Origin of the sequence: Curtobacterium sp. 8I-2, assembly GCF_902506155.1 — a bacterium.
GTDB classification, from domain to species: Bacteria; Actinomycetota; Actinomycetes; order Actinomycetales; family Microbacteriaceae; genus Curtobacterium; species Curtobacterium poinsettiae.
Window position 1 is genome coordinate 312,413 of sequence record NZ_LR732826.1, and the last position, 18,611, is coordinate 331,023.

General features: G+C 71.8%; 17 protein-coding genes. 7 read left to right on the forward strand and 10 right to left on the reverse strand.

Going from position 1 to position 18,611, the window contains the following annotated elements:
- Positions 1 to 40: 40 nt before the first annotated feature.
- Positions 41 to 1,096, reverse strand: coding sequence for a ThiF family adenylyltransferase (locus BOSE127_RS01540; RefSeq protein ID WP_042540562.1), 1,056 nt, complete (start codon positions 1,094 to 1,096; stop codon positions 41 to 43).
- A gap of 95 nt (positions 1,097 to 1,191) precedes the next feature.
- Here BOSE127_RS01540 and BOSE127_RS01545 point away from each other — a divergent pair, with 95 nt between their 5' ends.
- Entirely contained in the window at positions 1,192 to 2,844 is a 1,653-nt protein-coding gene (locus BOSE127_RS01545; RefSeq protein WP_159556048.1) for a glycosyltransferase family 39 protein, read from the forward strand.
- 42 nt (positions 2,845 to 2,886) lie between these two features.
- Here BOSE127_RS01545 and BOSE127_RS01550 read toward each other — a convergent pair whose 3' ends face one another.
- From BOSE127_RS01550 to BOSE127_RS01565, 4 genes are all read right to left on the reverse strand, one after another.
- A complete protein-coding gene (locus tag BOSE127_RS01550) occupies positions 2,887 to 3,819 on the reverse strand; it encodes a 4-(cytidine 5'-diphospho)-2-C-methyl-D-erythritol kinase (RefSeq protein ID WP_042540561.1) in 933 nt (310 codons plus the stop codon).
- A 9-nt stretch (positions 3,820 to 3,828) separates the two neighbouring features.
- The gene (locus tag BOSE127_RS01555; protein ID WP_056070208.1) at positions 3,829 to 5,133 is read right to left on the reverse strand and encodes an O-acetylhomoserine aminocarboxypropyltransferase/cysteine synthase family protein; all 1,305 of its coding nucleotides are present in this window, start codon (positions 5,131 to 5,133) and stop codon (positions 3,829 to 3,831) included.
- The gene (locus tag BOSE127_RS01560) at positions 5,130 to 6,218 is read right to left on the reverse strand and encodes an LLM class flavin-dependent oxidoreductase (protein ID WP_056070206.1); all 1,089 of its coding nucleotides are present in this window, start codon (positions 6,216 to 6,218) and stop codon (positions 5,130 to 5,132) included. Before BOSE127_RS01560 ends, BOSE127_RS01555 begins: the two co-directional genes overlap by 4 nt.
- Positions 6,219 to 6,303: 85 nt before the next feature.
- Positions 6,304 to 7,302, reverse strand: coding sequence for an ATP-grasp domain-containing protein (locus tag BOSE127_RS01565; RefSeq protein WP_042540556.1), 999 nt, complete (start codon positions 7,300 to 7,302; stop codon positions 6,304 to 6,306).
- Between the two features lie 149 nt (positions 7,303 to 7,451).
- On the opposite strand from BOSE127_RS01565, the gene BOSE127_RS01570 reads away from it, so the two are divergent.
- Positions 7,452 to 7,850 (forward strand): NUDIX hydrolase, encoded by a 399-nt coding sequence (locus BOSE127_RS01570; protein WP_017887731.1) that lies wholly within the window; start codon positions 7,452 to 7,454, stop codon positions 7,848 to 7,850.
- 3 nt (positions 7,851 to 7,853) lie between these two features.
- Here BOSE127_RS01570 and BOSE127_RS01575 read toward each other — a convergent pair whose 3' ends face one another.
- A complete protein-coding gene (locus BOSE127_RS01575; protein ID WP_017887732.1) occupies positions 7,854 to 8,129 on the reverse strand; it encodes a hypothetical protein in 276 nt (91 codons plus the stop codon).
- A 99-nt stretch (positions 8,130 to 8,228) separates the two neighbouring features.
- On the opposite strand from BOSE127_RS01575, the gene BOSE127_RS01580 reads away from it, so the two are divergent.
- The 4 genes from BOSE127_RS01580 to BOSE127_RS01595 all read left to right on the forward strand — a co-directional run bounded on the left by BOSE127_RS01580 (position 8,229) and on the right by BOSE127_RS01595 (position 12,483).
- The gene (locus tag BOSE127_RS01580; RefSeq protein ID WP_159556049.1) at positions 8,229 to 8,906 is read left to right on the forward strand and encodes a DUF4232 domain-containing protein; all 678 of its coding nucleotides are present in this window, start codon (positions 8,229 to 8,231) and stop codon (positions 8,904 to 8,906) included.
- A 191-nt stretch (positions 8,907 to 9,097) separates the two neighbouring features.
- Positions 9,098 to 10,369, forward strand: coding sequence for an SGNH/GDSL hydrolase family protein (locus BOSE127_RS01585; RefSeq protein WP_159556050.1), 1,272 nt, complete (start codon positions 9,098 to 9,100; stop codon positions 10,367 to 10,369).
- A gap of 290 nt (positions 10,370 to 10,659) precedes the next feature.
- Entirely contained in the window at positions 10,660 to 11,079 is a 420-nt protein-coding gene (locus BOSE127_RS01590; RefSeq protein WP_159556051.1) for a GNAT family N-acetyltransferase, read from the forward strand.
- Between the two features lie 60 nt (positions 11,080 to 11,139).
- On the forward strand, positions 11,140 to 12,483 hold the full coding sequence (locus BOSE127_RS01595) for a hypothetical protein (RefSeq protein ID WP_159556052.1): 1,344 nt from the start codon (positions 11,140 to 11,142) through the stop codon (positions 12,481 to 12,483).
- A 159-nt stretch (positions 12,484 to 12,642) separates the two neighbouring features.
- On the opposite strand, the gene BOSE127_RS01600 is transcribed toward BOSE127_RS01595, so the two are convergent.
- Together BOSE127_RS01600 and BOSE127_RS01605 are read right to left on the reverse strand one after the other, a co-directional pair.
- Entirely contained in the window at positions 12,643 to 13,581 is a 939-nt protein-coding gene (locus tag BOSE127_RS01600; RefSeq protein WP_159556053.1) for a serine hydrolase, read from the reverse strand.
- Positions 13,581 to 15,545, reverse strand: coding sequence for a M13 family metallopeptidase (locus BOSE127_RS01605; RefSeq protein WP_159556054.1), 1,965 nt, complete (start codon positions 15,543 to 15,545; stop codon positions 13,581 to 13,583). The genes BOSE127_RS01600 and BOSE127_RS01605 overlap by 1 nt, the downstream gene beginning before the upstream one ends.
- Positions 15,546 to 15,626: 81 nt before the next feature.
- Here BOSE127_RS01605 and BOSE127_RS01610 point away from each other — a divergent pair, with 81 nt between their 5' ends.
- Complete coding sequence (locus BOSE127_RS01610) at positions 15,627 to 16,964, forward strand: uracil-xanthine permease family protein (protein WP_159556055.1); 1,338 nt, start codon at positions 15,627 to 15,629, stop codon at positions 16,962 to 16,964.
- Positions 16,965 to 17,130: 166 nt separating this feature from the next.
- On the opposite strand, the gene BOSE127_RS01615 is transcribed toward BOSE127_RS01610, so the two are convergent.
- Both BOSE127_RS01615 and BOSE127_RS01620 read right to left on the reverse strand, forming a co-directional pair.
- Complete coding sequence (locus BOSE127_RS01615; RefSeq protein ID WP_159556056.1) at positions 17,131 to 17,895, reverse strand: hypothetical protein; 765 nt, start codon at positions 17,893 to 17,895, stop codon at positions 17,131 to 17,133.
- On the reverse strand, positions 17,895 to 18,470 hold the full coding sequence (locus BOSE127_RS01620; RefSeq protein ID WP_159556057.1) for an RNA polymerase sigma factor: 576 nt from the start codon (positions 18,468 to 18,470) through the stop codon (positions 17,895 to 17,897). The genes BOSE127_RS01615 and BOSE127_RS01620 overlap by 1 nt, the downstream gene beginning before the upstream one ends.
- Positions 18,471 to 18,611 lie beyond the last annotated feature (141 nt).

Genomic DNA, 18,611 nt, shown 5'->3' on the forward strand with positions numbered 1-18,611 from the left:
GCGGATGCGGCGACCGGGCAGTGCTGGTGACCGGGCTGGGTCAGGACCGGTGCTCGATCGCCACGGGCAGCCCCTCGCGACGCCAGGCCTCGAACCCGCCGTCGAGCACCGCCACGCGCCTCCCGGCCGGCTGTCTGGCCGCCCACGCGTCCGCACGGGGTCCGCGTGCGCAGTAGACGACGACCTCGTCCCCGCCGGTGTCGTCGGTGACGGCACCGGCGACCACGCCGGCCGCGCGTTCCTCGGCGGTCCGGACGTCGACGACGACCAGCGGGTCCGCCGGGTCCGCCACCCGTGCGGCCAGGGCGGACGGCGCGATGCGCGGCGGCGTGGCGGCGGCCGCGGGTGCCGGGCGACGCGAGGCGGGGCCGCGACGGACGGGGCTCTCGGTCCAGCGCCAGCGGCGGGCGTCGACGGTCACGACGCGGCCGAGCAGGGGGTCGCCGGTGCCGGTGACCAGCGCGAGGACCTGCCCGGCCATCACCGCACCGACTGCACCGCACAGGGCGGGGACGACCCCGTCGAGGGCGCACGACCCCTCGTCCGGCAGGGCGTCGGGGTGCAGGTCGTGGAAGTCGACACCGTCTCGTCCGGCGTCGCGGAAGACGCTGACCTGCCCGTCGTGGCCGAGCACGGTGCCCCACACGAAGGGCACACCGGCCGCGGCGCAGGCGTCCGAGACGGCGCGGGTGACCACGACCGAGTCGGCGGCGTCGACCACGACGTCGTGCCCGGCGACCAGGTCCGGCGTGAACGACCCGACCACCGCGACCGCGTCGAGTTCCGGGTCGACGGCGACGGCCCGGGCGACCGCGACCCGCGCCTTCGGCGAGCCGACGTCGGCCGCCGTGAAGAGCGTCTGCCTGGCCAGGTTCGAGGCGTCGACGACGTCCGGGTCGACGACCGTGAGCCGACCGATCCCGGCGAGGTACGCGACCACCGGCGCCCCGAGCCCGCCGGCCCCGACGACGAGGATGCGCGATGTGGCCAGGCGTCGCAGCCCGGTCGTCCCGACGTCGGCGAGCGCCGCGGTGCGCGAACCGAGCTGCGCCCGCCCCGGGGACAGCGCGGAGACAGGGGCGACGAGGGGTTCCATCCCGTCATTCTGGCCCGTCGCACCGAACTCGTGCATGTGAGAGTTCAGCGCCCGGACGCGGCGGATCCCCAGAGCAGATCGGTACGGTCGCGGGCGTGAGTTCCCCGCGTACCGGCACCGTCCCGATCCGACGCACGACGTCGGCTTCGTCGGTGCACGCACGCGCCTGGGCGCTCGTCGTCGCCGCTGTCCGGGCCCTCGCACGGACGCCCGAGATCACCGTCGGCGCGCTCGGTGTCGTCGTCGTGGCCGCCTTCGCCTGGGTGCCGTCGGTCTGGTACGACGAGGCCGCGACCGTCGCGAGCGCACAGCGGAGCTGGCCGGCGCTCTGGGCCGAGCTGCAGAACGTCGACGCGGTGCACGGTCTTTACTACGCGGTGATGCACGTGTGGTTCACCCTGGTCGGGTACTCCCCCTTCACCCTGCGGTTCCCGAGCGCACTCGCCATCGGGGTGTCCGCCGGACTCGTCGTCGCCCTGGGCCGGCGGCTCGGTGGCGTCCGCCTGGGCGTCGTCTCCGGCATCGTGTTCCTGCTGCTGCCCCGCGTCGCCTGGGCCGGCGGCGAAGGACGCCCGTACGCCACCGTCACGACCTTCGCCGTCGCGCTGACCCTGGTCGGCATCACCGCGGTCCGACGCAGCCGGTCCGGGCACCACGCGACCCGGTGGTGGGTCGTCTACGGGCTGCTCGCCGTGCTGGCCGTGCTGTTCAACGTGTACCTGGCCCTGGCCGTCGTCACGCACGGGGTCGTGCTGCTCTGGACGGCCGTCGCCGACCGTGCCGCGCGGCGCGACGCCGTGCTGTCCGAGCGCACCGGTCCGGTGCCGGCGCCGATGGTGGACCGCGCGGCGTTCGTCCGCTGGGGCGTCGCCGCCGTCGGGGCCGCGCTCGTGGTGTCACCGTTCATCGTCCTGGCGGCCGGGCAGGCCAAGCAGGTCGGCTGGATCACCGGCGTCGGCTGGGCAACGGTGCGACAGGTCGTCGCGACCGCCTGGTTCGGGGCCGTGTGGCCGTACGCGGCGCTCGGGTGGGTCCTGATGGCCGTCGCCGTCGTGCTCGCCGTCCGCGCGTCCCGGGGCCCCGCCCCCGCGGCCCGCGAAGCGCTGCGCATGCAGGCGGTCCGCGTCGCAGTCCCGCTGACGATCCTGCCCACCGCGCTGCTGGTCGGCGCGACCGCGGCCGGCGAGCACCTGTACACGCCGAAGTACGCCAGCCTGAGCCTGCCGTTCGTCGCGCTGCTCATCGGCCTGGCGATCACCGCGATCCGTCCCCGCCGGTGGGTGGCGCTCGCGGTCGTCGGCATGCTGCTGGTGTCGGCGCCGACGAGCACGACCGTCCGCCTGCCCCACGCCAAGCAGGACTCGCACTGGGCGAACGCGGCGGCGATCATCGATCGTGAGCGGGACTGGCGCACGGACCAGGAAGAGGGCGTCGTCTTCGGCAGCGTCTGGGGGCACCCGACCACCACCGCGCAGGTCATCGCCGACACCTACCCCGACGCGTTCACCGGCATGCGGGACCTCGCCGTCACGGAGACCGGCGCCGCACGCGGGCAGCTCTGGGACGTCAACGGCGACGTCGCGGAGACGGTACCCGCGCGGCTCTCCGGCATCGACACCGTGTGGTTCGTCGGCGGCAAGTCACGGAACATCCGGCCGCAGGTCACCGAGACGCTCGTGGCTCAGGGCTTCCACGTCGTGCGCTACTGGCACACCGGCACGGTCATCCTCTGGAAGTACAGCCGCTGACGGTGGGACGCCGACCGTCGGCCGACCGGGTCGAGCGACGGGTCAGTGCACCACGCGTGCGCCGTGCACCGGTCCGGTGGCACGGAGTGCGACGAGCCCTGCGGCACTGAGCTCGACCTGCAGCTCGAGCGCGGCGTCGCGGTCCCCCACCAGGAACGCCACAGTCGGGCCGCTGCCGGACACCAGGCCGGCCAGGGCACCGGACTTCTCACCGAGCTCCAGCGTCGCCGCGAGCCGCGGTTGCAGCCGCATGGCGGGCGCCTGCAGGTCGTTGTGCACGCAGTCCGCGAGCAGGTCGGGGTCGCCGGCGCGCAGGGCCTGCAGCACGTTCGCCTCGACCACGGGGTGCGAGGGCGCCGGGGAGATGTCGGCGCGGTACCGCTCCCGGTGCTCGTCGAGCGCACGGTAGACGGCGGGGGTCGACAGGCCGTCGTCGCTCAGGGCGAGGACCCAGTGGAACTCGCCCTTGGCCAGCGCCGGGCTCAGCTCGTCACCGCGCCCGGTGCCCACGGCGGTGCCGCCGGCGAAGGCGAACGGCACGTCGGCGCCCAGCTGCGCGGCGAGCCGGAGCAGCTCTTCACGCCCCAGCGCGGTGCCCCAGAGCGTGTCGACCGCGAGCAGGGTCGCGGCCGCGTCTGCGGAGCCACCGCCCATGCCGCCGGCGACGGGCACCTGCTTGTCGATGGTCAGCCGCACCCCACCGCGGTGTCCGGCCGCGTCGGCCACGAGCCGGGCCGCACGGATCGCCAGGTTCGACTCGTCGACCGGCACGGCACGCGTGTCGATCGGGCCGGTGAAGGTGACCGAGAAGTCGTCGGCGGCCTCGGCGGTGACGTCCTCGTACAGGGACACGGCCTGGTACGCCGTGGCGACGTCGTGGTAGCCGTCGTCCTGCAGCGCCCCGACGGACAGGAACACGTTGATCTTGCCGGGGGCGCGCGTCCGCACGCGGGTCGGGGCGGCCAACGTGGTCATGCCCCCAACCTATCCCGCTGCAGCTGCCGTGAAGCCCCGCGCCAGGTCGGCGGTGATGTCGTCGATGTGCTCCAGGCCGATCGACAGGCGGATGAGTCCGTCCCCCACCCCGGCGGCCGCCCGCTCGGCGGAGGTCATCTGCACGTGGGTGGTCGATGCCGGGTGCACGACGAGCGAGCGGACGTCCCCGAGGTTCGAGACGTGGTCGAACAGCTCGAGCGCCGCGACGAACCGCCGGCCTGCAGCGACCCCGCCGGCCAGGTCGAACGACAGCACCGCCGACGGCCCCTTCGGCACGTAGCGCTGCTGCAGGTGGTGCCACGGCGAGTCCGGCAGGCCGGCGTAGTGCACGTGCTCGACCTGGTCGTGCGCGTCCAACCAGGTGGCCACGGCGGCGGCGTTCGACACGTGCCGGTCCATGCGGAGCGACAGGGTCTGGACGCCCTGCAGCACCAGGAACGCGTTGAACGGTGCGATCGCGGGCCCGAGGTCGGCGGAGAGCTTCGAGCGGGTGCGCTGGATGAACGCCCGCCGCCCGAACTTCTCGGCGAAGTTCGTGTTCGCGAACCCGGACTGCTCGGCCGTGGCCAGCTGCGGGTAGGCGTCGGCGTGGGCTGCCCAGTCGAAGTTCCCGCTGTCGACGATGAGCCCGGCGATGGCGCTGCCGTGTCCGGCCAGGTACTTCGTCGCCGAGTGCACGACGATGTCGGCACCGTGCTCGATCGGGCGGACCAGGTACGGCGTCGCGATGGTGTTGTCGACGATGAGCGGGACACCTGCCCGGTGCGCGACGCCGGAGACCCCGGCGAAGTCCAGGACGTCCCCGCGGGGGTTCGGGATGGACTCGCCGAAGAACGCCTTCGTCTCCGGACGCACCGCCGCCGCCCACTCGGACAGGTCGGTCGGGTCCTGCACGAACGTGAAGGTGATGCCGAGGTCCCGCAGCGTCGACGCGAACAGCGTGTAGGTCGCGCCGTACAGCGAGGCGCTCGACACCAGGTGGTCGCCGGCGCGTGCGACACCGAGGACGGCCAGCGAGGTCGCCGCCTGCCCGGACGCCAGCGCCAGCGCGCCGATCCCGCCCTCGAGGTCGGCGATCCGGCGTTCGAGTGCTGCCGCCGACGGGTTGTTGACCCGCGTGTAGGTGTGGCCGGGGGCGTCGAGCATGAAGCGCGCGGCCGCGTCCTCGCCCGAGGGGTACACGTACGCGGCGCTCTGTGCGATCGGCGGCACGTTCGCGCCCCAGCCCGGGTCGGCCTTGAAGCCGGCGCGGATCTGGCGGGTCTCGAAGGCCCAGTCGTCCTCGGTGCTCACGAGACCGGCTCCGAGACACCCGCGGCGGTCGGGGTGGTCGGGGCCGTCGTCGGCGTCGGGGCCGTCGGCCGGACGAGTGGGATGACCTGCTCGCCGAACCGGTCCATCTCCTCGAGCTGTGGCGAGAACTGCAGCAGGAGCGTGTCGACGCCGGCGTCCTCGAACTCCTTGATGCGGTCGGCCACCTGCGAGGGGGTGCCGACGAACCCGGGGCGCAGGCCGCGGTTCGACACCGAGTAGTCCTCGAGCGAGGGCACGTGCTCGAGCTGCGACTTCGAGATGAAGTCCTGGTACGACTCGTACGCCGTGCCGTGCTGCACGTCGGTGATCCGGGCGAGCTCGGCCTGCGCCTCTTCCTCGGTCTCCCGGACGATGACGTAGGCGGCCATGCCGAACGCCTCGAACGGCGGCAGCCCGGCGTCGACGCGGCGGCGCTTCATCTCGTCGATCTTCGCGCGGAGCTCCGGGGCCGTGCCGCCGTGGGTCAGGTAGGCGTCGGCGTACCCGGTGATCGCGGCCTTGCCGGCCTCGCTCTCACCACCGGCGTAGATGCGCGGCGTCACGCGGGGCTTCGGCTCGAGGTGGGCGTTCTCGATGTCGTAGTACTCACCCGAGAACGAGTACGGGGTCTCGCGCCACAGGCCCTTCATGACCTCGACGAACTCCGCGGTGCGCTTGTACCGGTCGTCGTGCTCCGAGAAGATCCCGCCGTACTGCTTCGCCTCCTCCGCCCACCAGGCGCTCACGACGTTGAAGGTGAACCGGCCGCACGAGATGTCGTCGATCGTCGCCGCCTGCTTCGCCGTCACCGCGGGCAGGTGGTAGCCGGGACGCATCGCCGCCATGATCTCCAGGCGCTCGGTCGTCGCCGCGATGGCCGCCGCGAGGGACCACGCCTCGAGCGAGGGCGCCGCCGTGCCCTTGATGTCGTTGAGGTTGAGCTCCGGCACGAGCGTCAGGTCGAAGCCGATCCGTTCGGCGCGCTGCGCCAGGCGCTTCACGTAGTCGAAGGTGACCGGCATGTTCTCGTTGTCGACGTTGCGCAGCCAGCCGCCGAAGAGCGGGGTCCAGTATCCGAATCGCACGTGGGTTCCTTGGGGGTGTGGGAAAGGGGACTGGAGGCCCGTGGCGGGCCCGCCACGGGCCTCCAGTCCGGTGGTCCTTGCGGTCTCAGGCCGTGAGCTCTGCGGCGTACTCGGCCGCCAGCAGGCCGCCGAGGTACTTCGCGATGGAGCGCGGGCCGGAGGCCGGCGCGGACTCCTCGACAGCAGGGTTGTAGTTCGTGTTCGTGTTGATGTCGTAGACGACGGTGCGGCCGTCCGTCGTCTCCATGAACTCGACGCCCGCGATGGTGATTCGCTGGTCGGCGAGGAACGTGCGGAGCTGCTGGACCAGCGGGTGGCCAGCGGTGATCTCGGTCCGGACGGCGAACGCCGGGGGCGCACCGGCGGTCTCGGTACCGGGCACGTCGCAGACGGCGCCGGCAATGGCCTGGGGCACCTCGCACGCGTCGGCGGGGCACAGTTCGAAGCTGCCGGCGCTGGTGTCGACACGGACGGCGTAGACGAACTCGCCGCCGACGAACTCGACGCGGGTGATGAAGGGTTCGCGAGCCGTCAGGTACTCCTGCAGCAGCGTGATGCCGTCGACCGGGGCCTCGAACTCGGGGCTGTCGACGTAGGCGTCGAACTCGGCGAGCGAGTCGAAGCGCCGCACGCCCAGGCCCTTGCCGCCCTGGTTGTGCTTCGTGATGAACGGGACGTCCTGGCCGTTCGTGAAGTCCTTCGCCGCCTGCTTGAGCGTCGTCGTGCCGAACACGGCGGTGGTGCGGGGCACGTCGAAGCCGGCCTGCTGCAGGAGGCCGTGCTGGGCGACCTTCGACACCTCGAGCTCGAGCACGTGACTGCCGCCGACGACCTGGCGACCCGCTCGCTCGAGCCACCCGAGGACGGCGCGGGTGTACTCCTTGCTGTGCTCGTGGCCGCGGGTGTGGGAGCTCGCGGACATGCGGCTCCAGTACACGCCGGGTGCCGGCTCGGCCGCGAGGTCGATCTGCCCCTCGGTCAGCAGGATCTCCTCGACCGGGACGCCCTCGGCCTCGAAGGCGGCGGCGAGCGGCGGGAACCACTCGGGGTTCTCGTGGATGACGTACACGCGCGGAGTGCTCACGCCCCCACCCTAGGCACGGTATACCGCACGCGGCCAAGTGTGTGACGCGGCGTTGCTTCTCGGTGGCGGGGCGGGGCGGGTCCGGGTCGCGACGACCAGGCGGACGCGAGCTGAGCCTCCAGACAGGCGCCCAACCACCCACACTGCGCGTGAGTGCGCTGCTGCTGGTGCGTGACCGACGTGTCCTGATGGTGCGCGCCCGGGCGCGCGACGTGCTCTACCTGCCCGGCGGCAAGGCGGAGCCGCACGAGACCGACGTCGAGGCCGCCGTGCGCGAGGCGTACGAGGAGACCGGCCTGCGGCTGACCGCCGCCGACGTGGAACCGTTCGGCGTCGTGTTCGAGCCCGCCCACGGGCAGGCTCCGGGGACGATGGTCGCGATGACGCTGTTCCTGGTCCGGCCGGGAGGCCCACTGGACTCCGCCACGCCCGTCGCCTCGGCCGAGGTGGACGAGGTCGAGTGGGTCACCTCCGCCGACGCGGGTCGCTGCCCGCCTGCGGGCGTGGAGACGCTCCGCCGCCTGGTGGCGGCGGAGCTGATCGACTGACCGTCAGGCCTTGTCGGTGTCGGTGTACTCCCCGACCTCGCCGTTCTGTGCCGGCTCGGCCTCGCCGGGGATGTCCGAGTCGACGTACTCGCCATCGGGCCCGGCGCCGTTCGGACGCGCCTCGCCGGGGATGTCGCTCGAGACGAACTCGCCGACGGGCTCCGTCGACTCGACGTGCTCCTCGCCCGGGATCTCGCTGTCGGTGAAGGCTCCGGCGCGGGGCTCGACCCCGTCCGCGCGACCCTCGTCGCCTCGTGCCTGTTCGTGCTTGCCCGTCATGTCCGACCTCCGCTGCTCGGGTTGCTTGCCTCGGAGTGTGCTCGGGGTCCCTGGACGCCGACCGAACCGGATGCGGCGTTCGGTGGTTGCCTGTGCAGCATGCAACGCAGCAGCCGATCCAAGTTCCTGCTCGTCGTGACCGGGCTCGTCGCCGTCGGGACACTGGCGGGGTGTGCCTCGGACGGGCAGCCCGCCGCCACCGAGACGGTCACCGCGCCCGCGCCGTCGCCGTCCGCGTCCGCGCCGGCGTCCGCACCGCAGTCGTCGGACGAGTCCGCCTCGACGGCACCGTCCACCGGTTCCGGGTCGTCCGCCGGTTCCGGTTCTGCTTCCGGTGACCGGTGCGCGGTGTCGTCGCTGGCAGGACGCATCGAGGCCGGCAGCGGTGGTGCCGCCGGCAGCGTCATCGTGCACCTGGTGCTCGAGAACACCGGGTCGACGACCTGCACCGTGCAGGGGTGGCCGGGCGTCTCGTTCGTCGGGGGTGGCACCGGCAAGCAGATCGGTGCGGCCGCGACGCAGGAGAAGAGCGCGCCGCACCCGACCGTGACCCTCGCACCCGGCAAGACCGCCGTCGCACCGCTCAAGATCGTCCGGGCCGAGAACTACCCGTCGGGTGACTGCTCGGCGAAGACCCCGGACGGCTTCCGTGTGTACCCGCCCGGGTCGAAGCAGTCCCTGTTCGTGAAGGACACGGACTACAAGGCCTGCGCGTCCGCCGACGCCTCGCTGCTGTCCGTGCAGGCGTTCGTGCCGGAGGGGCAGGCGACGTCGTAGCGGTCGGATGTTCGACGACAGCTGTCGGACGATCCGCGTGCACCGATCCCGGGAGTGGACAGGTCTGTTGCTCACGACGGAACTGACCTATGGTCGTCGTGGGATGGGGGTTCTCTCAGGTTGCCGCAGGTCGGCAGGACCGGAGAGTGCGCTCGTGCCGTGACCACCGCATCGATGCTCTTGGGGGAAACATGACGGATCACAGTTCGAAGAGCGGCCGGGGGATCTCGAGGCGAGGTCTGCTGCAGGGCGCTGCCGTCACGATCGGCGGATCAGCCCTGGCCGGCGCTGCGGCGTCACCGGCGACCGCGGCAGCCACCAAGCCGTTCATCCCGTCGGGACTGACCTACTCCGCGAGCGACCCGCTCGCCGGGTTCTTCCGCAAGGTCGCCGCCGGCACCGCGACCATCGTCACGGCGGGCGACTCGATCACGGAGGCGTTCGGCGCAGCCTCGCCGCAGAAGGGGTACCCGGCGCGGGTGCGGGCACGACTCCGCAACGGTGCTGGGCAGGCACCCGGCGGGTTCGACTACGTCCCCGCCCGCTCGCAGTACGCCACGGTCGACAAGCCGCCGACCACGGTGACCTACGTCTCGTACACCGGGGCGAACGGTGCCGCGATCGACCTCCGCTCCGCCACGTACGCCGGCGCCCGGAGCACGAAGTCCGGGCTCGGCCGACGAGCCGTCGCGCTGACCGGCACCGGCGTCCGGTCGGCCTCGTTCACGCAGCGCTGCACGTCGTTCGTGCTGTCGTGGCGGGCGACGAGCACGCGTGACGCCGTCTCCGTCACCATCGACGGCACCAAGGTCACCCTGCCGGCGGTCTCCACCGGTGAACAGACCTGGACCAGCCCGAAGTCGGCCTCCGCGGTCCGCACCGTCACGGTGACGTGGCAGAGCGGCGAGCCGTTCCTCGAGGGCTGGCAGCTCTTCGACGGCGACGAGGGCGGTGGGTTCCACGTCCTCGAGGCATCGCAGTCGACCTCGCGCACCGAGGGGTTCTCCCTCGCGTCGTCGGCCGCCAACGGCAACGACACCTGGGCGGATGCGCTCCGTCGGTTCTCGCCCGACCTGATCACGTCGATGTGGGGAACGAACGACTACGGCGTGGTCACCCCCGCGGTGCTGACGCAGCAGACGGTCAACTACCTGGACCTGGTGCACGACCGCAGCCCGGACTCGGCGTTGCTCGTGATCATGCCGTACCAGCTGGGCAAGGCGTCGACCACCGAGTGGGCGAAGTACCGCGCCGCACAGCAGCAGGCGGTGACCACGTTCCGGTCCGCGAACCCGGGTGTCAAGATCGGGTTCTTCGACCTCGGTGCCTACGTGCCGCCGTACTTCGGGCAGACCGGCACGACGGGCAACACCTACATGTACGACGGGATCCACCCGAACGACACCGGCTACGACGTCATCGCGGCGATCCTCTACGCCTACCTGACGTCGACACCGGCCTGAGCTGAGGCCCGTCCGCGTGGTGATCGCGGGCGGGGCGCAGTCCGCGACGAGCGGGAGCTCCGGACCGTGGGCACCGCGAACCGCAGGTACGGACAGGCCAAGGAGCGCCGTCGTGGGGATTCGGGTCGACACGACGGCGCTCACACCACACGTCATCGTGCGCCAGGCGACGCTCGCCCCCGCGCGTCGCCAGCAGCGATGCTCGTCCGGATCCGACCGGGCGTCAAGGAATAGATGAGCACGACTCGCCGGTCGCGCCCGTCCCCGTGAGCTCGGGCACGATGGGTTCCATGAGCACGACGATCAGCGACGAACGCCCGGGGACCGACGAACTGGTGGCGCTGTACGACGCCGTCGGGTGGACCGCGTACACGCAGGACCCCGCAGCCCTCACCGCGGCGATCGTCGGCTCGCACACCGTGCTGACCGCCCGCGACGACGATGGACACCTGCTCGGCCTGCTCCGCACGGTCTCCGACGGCGTGACGATCGTGTACGTGCAGGACGTCCTCGTCGTGCCGTCCGCGCACCGGTCGGGCGTCGGCGGTGCACTCCTCGACGCGGTCCTGCAGCGGTACGCCGACGTTCGCCAGACGGTCCTGCTCACCGACACCGAGGCGGGGCAGCGGGCGTTCTACGAGTCGCGTGGCTTCGTCGAGGCCCACGACGTCGAACCCCAGCCGCTGCGCTCCTTCGTGCTCCTGCGCTGAGCGGGGATGGGTCCCGCGACCGATTCCGTGCGGCACCACGGCGTTCCTAGACTCGGACGCATGGGGGCTCGCGCACGGACACGTTCAGCAGGAGCGCTCGCGACCGCGCTCATCGTCGTGCTCACACTCGCCGCGTGCACGTGGTCTCCGCCACCGCCGACCGGATCGGAATCGGCGCTCGCGAAGCTCATCACCCGGGTCGAGCGGTTGCCCGGCGTCGACACGGCCGAGGGCGAGGTCCGTCAGGTCGACGCGAAGGACGACTCGCACAACTGGATCACGTCGCTCGAGGTGCGGGCCGACTCGAGCGACCTCGCCGTCGCCGAACGGATCCGGCACACGGCGGCGCGGGGTGTCAGCGGCACGACGCTGTCGGTGACCCTGGACGTGCCTCGCGGCCGCGCGTCGGCACCGGTCGTCCTCGATCCGATGGACCGCGACGTCGTCGACCTGGCCGGACGGCTGCGTGCGGAGCCCTTCTTGCGCAGGCTCTGGGTGACCCCGTCAGGTTCCACGATCTGGCTCGTGCCGGGCGTCAGCTTCACCGACGCCGTCACGCAGGCCCGTCCGATCGTCGGCGACCACCCGGCCTCGCTGGACCGGGGTGACGTTTCGGTGGGGATCACGGCGACGCACCCCGGACGAGCACTCCTGCGCACGATCGACGGGTTGGACGGCGACGGTGACCACCACGTCGAGCGCCTGTCCTACTCACCGGGCACGACCTACGCCGACGCTGCGCAGGCCACCACCGACGCCGCCGCCGCCGCCGAGTCCGCCACAGCCGGGGAGGCCGAACGCCCCTCCCTGTCGGTCTCGGGCGGAGGACTCGGCGCCGTCGCCGACGTCCTCGTCCGGACGAAGGACGAAGCCGCCGACGCACACCGCGCTCCGCGCACCGCGTTCTCCGTCGGCCTCGACGGGACGAGTGGCTGGCTCGGACTCCCCCTCGACGCGAAGAAGCCGCAGGACGCCACCGCCCCGGGCACCACGACGACGAGCCCCACGCCGGCCCCCTGGGTGCCCGCCGACGTGAGCGACCACGCTGCGACGCTCCGGGCGTTCCTCGAGCGCTCGGCCGACGCAGCCGGGGTCCCCGCGACCGTCACCACGGGCACCGAACAGTGCGCGCCGTCCGGGTCGACCTGGTCGCCCGATGCGACCGGCACCCGGGCGACGGCGTTCAGCGTCGTGCCGGTGTTCCAGATCGTCGACGACGCGCAGGGGCCGTTCGACGCCGTGACCGCGCTGTGGACGTCCGAGGGCTTCGAGGTCAGCGGTCGGGCGATGGGCCGGGACTACTGGTCGTCGTCTTCGGATGCGGATCCTGCCACGGCGAGCATCCGGGGCACGGTCGACGGCCTGAGTCTGCGCGCGGAGTCGGTCTGCGTCCCGCGGCCCTGACCCGGCGACACCGCACCCGCCACCGTCCGTAGCGTCCGCGCTCCCCGAGTCTCGGCCCCGCGGACAGTGTCGCCGTTGCTGCGCCCGCGATCTGTCCGCCGGACCGAGACTCGGCACGAGCAGCGGCAACAGCAGCGGCAGCGGCAGCGGCAAGCGCGCTCAGCGACGAGCCGGGGCGTGCACCGCCTCGAGCACCTCGGTGCCCATGGTCCGCAGCGCCTCGACCACGGCCAACCGCCGCTGCAACGAAGCGTCGTCGAAGGTGACGGTCACGGCGTAACTGACCGACGAACCGGGCCCCCGCAGGATCCCCGCCTCGGCCCGCACGCCGGTGCTCGACCCGGTGACCGCGACGACCTGCAACCCGTGGTCGAGTGCACGGTGTGCCAGGGGGTCGAGGCCGAAGGAACCGGCGACCAGGTTCAGGTCGCTCGCCAGGGACAGCCAGCCGAGCACCCGGTTCGACACCGCCTCGTCGACGACCTCGCCGAGTGCCAGGCCGCGCATCACCCACGACAGTTCCCCGGTCGGTGCGACGGACGCGTCGGGGGCGTCGTCCGGCCCGCGGCGGTCCCGCACGCGATCGATCAACGCCGTGCGCTCGATGCCCAGGGACTCCGCGCGCTCCCGGACGGCGTCGATGCCCACCGTCGTCAGCAGCGCGTTCATCGCCCAGGCATCGGCGGTGGCCCCGACCAGGGTCGCCAGGTCGGGCACCTGCATGGTCGGCTCCTGCAGGAACTGCCACAGGCCGGCGCCGGTCGCGGTGTCGCGGGCCATCCGCTGCAGCCGGTCACCGTGCAGGCGGCCGTCCTCGAGCTGGGCGGCGACCTCGATGAGCAGCAGGACGCGGCCCAGGCTCGCGACCGGCTGCACCAGGGTGTCGTCGATCCCGAGCAGTGCCTTGCCGCTCGACGTGTCGATCACCGAGGCACTCACCCCGGCGCCCTCGAGCGCGAGCGCACCGAGGGCCCCGGTGGTGGCGGTGAAGCGGTCGTCGGCCCGGCCGCTGTGCCGCCCACGACCGCGGCCGCCACCCGCTGGGCGGTCGTCCGGTCGCCGGCGGCGCGACGACCGGGCCGCGTCCGACTCCGTCATCACCAGATGGCGACGCGCTCGGCGGGGTCGAGGTACATCGCGTCCTGCTCGGTCACGCCGAAGGTGTCGTACCAGACGTCGATGTTGCGGACCACCTGGTTGCAGCGGAACTCGTTCGGCGAGTGCGGGTCGATCGACAGCAGACGCGCAGCCTCTTCCGGTCGGATCGCCATCCGCCAGGCCTGTGCCCAGCTCAGGAAGAAGCGCTCGGCGCCGGTCAGTCCGTCGACGACCGGGGGCTCCTGACCGTCGAGCGACAGCAGGTACGCCTTCCACGCGATCGACAGGCCACCGAGGTCACCGATGTTCTCGCCGATCGTCAGGGCACCGTTCACGTGGCTGTCGGGCACCTCGGTCGGCACCAGGGCGTCGTACTGCGCGATGAGGGCCTTCGTGCGCTCCTCGAACGCCGCGCGGTCCGCTTCGGTCCACCAGTTCTCGAGCTTGCCGTCGCCGTCGTACTGCGAGCCCTGGTCGTCGAAGCCGTGACCGATCTCGTGCCCGATGACGGCACCGATCGCGCCGTAGTTCGCGGCGGCGTCGCGGTCTGCGTCGAAGAACGGGAACTGCAGGATCGCGGCCGGGAACACGATCTCGTTGAAACCGGGGTTGTAGTACGCGTTGATCGTCTGCGGGGTCATGAACCACTCGTCGCGGTCGATCGGCTTGCCGATCTTGCCGAGCTCGCGGTCGACCTGGAACGAGGCGACGGCGCGGACGTTCGCGACCAGGTCGTCGGACAGGACGGGCAGCGCCGAGTAGTCGCGCCACTTCACCGGGTAGCCGATCTTCGGCGTGAACTTGTCGAGCTTGTCGAGCGCACGGGCACGGGTCTCGTCGGTCATCCAGTCGAGCGCCGTGATGCTCTGCCGGTACGCCTCGACCAGGTTGGCGACGAGGTCGTCCATCTTGGCCTTCGAGGTCTCGTCGAAGTGCTCCTGCACGTAGATGCGGCCGACGGCCTCGCCCATCGCACCCTCGACCAGCGAGACGCCACGCTTCCAGCGCTCGCGCTGCTTGGGCGCACCGGTGAGTGCGGTGCCGTAGAACGAGAAGTTCGTGGCCGAGAACGCGCTCGTCAGGTACGCGGCGGAGCCACGGATGACCTGCCAGCGCAGCCAGTCCTTCCAGACCTCGAGCGGCTGGTCGTTCAGCAGGTCGGCCAGGCCGGTGATGAACGAGGGCTCGCGCACCACGACGGTCTCGAACGCACCGGCGGGGGCGTCGATGGCCTGCCACCAGGTCTGCAGGTCGACGCCCTTCGCGAGCGCGGCGACCTCGGCCCAGGGCAGCTTGTTGTAGGTCTTCTGGCTGTCGCGGGTCGTGACGTTGTCCCAGTGCTGGGCGGCGAGCGCCGTCTCGAGCGCGATGACGTGCTCGGTGCGGGCGCCGCCGTCGTCGAGGCCGGCGAGCGGGAACATCGCCGCAACGAACTCGCGGTACTTCTCGCGGATGTCGGCGAAGCGCGCTTCGCGGTAGTACGACTCGTCGGGCAGCCCGAGGCCGGACTGCTCCAGGAACACGACGTAGGACTCCGGGTCGCCCGGGTCGTTGTCGACGAAGAGCTGCAGGAAGCTCGGCAGGCCGATGCGCTCGAAGCGGCCGACGGCGGCGATGACCTCGGGCACGGACTGGATCTCGGTGATCTCGGTGAGCAGGTGCTCGATCGGTGCGGTGCCGAGCTCCTCGAGCCGCGCTTCGTCGGTGAACGAGGTGAAGAGGTCACCGACCTTGCGCTCCTCGGTGCCGGGGGCGGCCTGCTGCGAGCGCTCGATGATGTCGCGCACGGCGATCTCGGCGGCCTCGGCCAGCACCGTGAAGGAGCCGTACCGGGCCTTGTCGTCGGGGATCGGCGTCGCCTCGATCCAGGTCCCGTTCACGTGGCGGTACAGGTCGTCCTGGGGGCGCACCGCGGGGTCGAGTTCGTCAGTGTGGATGCCGGAGGCACGTGCGACGTCGGTCATGCGGTCCACGATAGCCACCGACCCCATGGGGCAGGTCGATCCGGGTCGTCACCGGCACACGGCTGCCGGTACGGTCATCGCATGGGACTTCCGTGGAAGCTGCACGGTGACGGCAAGACCGTCTCCGCGACGACGATCGTGGCACCCGACGAACGGCTCACCTGGCCCCGGACGATCGGCCTCGGCGTGCAGCACGTCGTCGCGATGTTCGGCGCCACGTTCCTGGTGCCCCTGATCACCGGGTTCCCGCCGTCGACGACGCTGCTGTTCAGCGGCATCGGCACGATCCTGTTCCTGCTCATCACGGGCAACCGCCTGCCGAGCTACCTCGGCTCGTCGTTCGCCTTCATCGCCCCGATCGGTGCGGCGACCAAGATCGGCGGCATCCCGCTCGCCCTGTCCGGCATCATCGTCGTCGGCGCGCTGCTCGCGATCGTCGGGCTCGTCGTGCACCTGGCCGGCGCCGGGTGGATCGACCGGCTGATGCCCCCGGTGGTCTCCGGCGCGATCGTCGCCCTGATCGGCTTCAACCTGGCGCCGTCGGCCCGGAAGAACTTCACGGAAGCCCCGGTCATCGCGGTCATCACCCTCGCGACGATCATCCTGGTCACGGTCCTGTTCAGGGGCCTGATCGGCCGCCTGTCGATCGTCATCGGTGTGCTCGTCGGGTACGTCGCCGCGCTCATCGGCGGTCAGGTCGACTTCTCGAAGGTCGGTGACAAGGCGTGGATCGGTCTGCCGGACTTCACCGCTCCCGCGTTCGACCCGTCGCAGCTCCCGATCTACCTGGCGTTCGTGCCGGTCGTCCTGGCGCTGGTCGCCGAGAACGTCGGCCACGTCAAGGGCGTCGGGCAGCTGACCGGCCGTGACCTCACGCCGCTCACCGGTCGCGCGCTCTTCGCCGACGGCATCTCGACCGTGCTGGCCGGCATCGGCGGCGGCTCCGCCACCACCACCTACGGCGAGAACATCGGCGTCATGGCCGCCACCCGCGTCTTCTCGACCGCCGCCTACTGGGTCGCCGCGATCGCGGCCGTCCTGCTCGGTCTGTCGCCGAGGATCGGCGCGGTCATCTCCTCGGTGCCCGCCGGCGTGCTCGGCGGCGCCACCACCGCCCTCTACGGTCTGATCGGCATCATCGGCATCCGGATCTGGGTCGAGAACCGCGTCGACTTCTCGAAGCCGAAGAACCAGCTGACCGCCGGCATCGCCCTGATCATCGGCATCGCGGACTTCACGTTCCGCTTCGGTCAGGCGAGCTTCGGCGGCATCATCGTCGGCACGATCGCCGCGATCGTCGTCTACCACGTGATGGACGTCATCGGCCGGGTCCGCGGCACCGACGAGCCCTCGACCGAGGCCGCCGACCCCGCGCACGCCGCCACCGGCGCAGTCCCCGCGGAACCGCGCGCCGACTGACGCGAGTGGTCGGCCGGCCGTCGCCACGCGCCTGACGACGTGGGACCACCGGACTGGAGGCCCGTGGCGGACACGGCCACGGGCCTCCGGTCCGTCCCGTTCTGCGTTGCGGACCGGAACGCCCCCCAGTCGGTCGCTCCGGTCCGCAACGCGCTCCTCGCCCGGTTCAGCGCGGCGCGCTGGGCGACGGGGTCGCGGTCTGCACGGACTCCTGCTCGTCGATGTACCGCTGATCGAGCGGGACCTCGTCGGCGACCCCCGCCGTCCACTGCCCGACCACGGTGGTGCCGTCGGACTCGTACACGTCGCCGCCGTCCGGCTCGCTCCACAGGACCCAGCCCTCGCGGCCGTTGTCCGCCTTCCCGGGGACCAGATCCGGGTGACCCGACGCGTTCGGGACCCCGTAGGTCTGGCCCTTGTCGTTGACCGCCCAGTCCGACGTGACCGCGGTGGCGTACTGCAGCGTCGCCGTCCACCTCGTCCCCGCCGATGCTTCGATGCTGAACGTCGTCGTCCCTCGCTCCGGGAGCCGGCCGTCGACGACGCGCATCGTCCCTTCGTCCCGACAACTCAGGCCGGATGCGCCCCCTCCGACGGTGGAGACTCGGACCATGCCGACGTCGTTGCGGCACGTGATGTCGACGATCACGGCACCGGCGGTGTCGGGAGCCTGCCCGATGTCGACCAGTGCGGGACCGGTGTGCGTCGCAGTGGTCGTGCGCCCGACTGCTGCCGTCGTCGTGGTCCCCGGGAGCCCGGCGACGACCAGGGCGGCGGCGCTCGTCGTCACCGCGATCGCCGCGACGGAGACGATCGAGACGCCGATGCGTGCACGTCGTTGCTGGCGCTGCAGGGCGCTCCGTCGTGTCCCGATGGCGGCCAGCTCCGAGCGGACCGCTGCAGCAGCGTCGGGATTCATGTCGATGCTCATCAGTAGGTGCCTTCCGGTGCGTTGCGGACACTGGGACGGAGGTCGTGCAGGTCGCGTTGCAGGCGCTGGCGCATCCGGTGCAACCGCACGCGTGCCGCCGGCGGTTTGAGACCGACCGCCTGCGCGGCCTGCCAGACCGGCATCTCCTCGACCCCGGTGAGCACCAGCAGCGCGGCGTCCTGCGGCGCGAGTCCCCGGATCGTCGTCCTGAGGCGATCGCGGGCCTCGAGGTCTTCGGCGTCCGTGGCAGGAGCGTGAGGCTCGTCCCGAGGGAGCGCGTCGAGGAGTTTCCGGTACCGCGCCGCCGCGCGTCGGTGGTTCTGGGTCAGGTTGACCGTCGTGACCAGCAACCACGGAGCGACGGAACCCGCCACCAGAGCGACGCTCTTGCGCTTGCGCCAGAGCTCGTAGAACGCCGCCGCGGTGATGTCCTCGGCGTCGTGGGAGTGCTCCGTCAGGCTCAACGCCCGTCGGTAGATGCGTGGTCGGTGCCGGTCGAACAGCGCGGCGAACGCAGCCCCGTCATCACGGACCGCTCGCGTCCACAGCGGGCCGTCGTCCTGTTCGTCCTTCACACTCTGGAGTGTCCGGTCATGGCTCCAGCGTTACAGACGTCAGCGGATCGGCTCGTCGCGGAACGAGGTCGTGCGGGGCGCAAGCCCGAGGACGTGGGACCACCGGACTGGAGGCCCGTGGCGGACACGGCCACGGGCCTC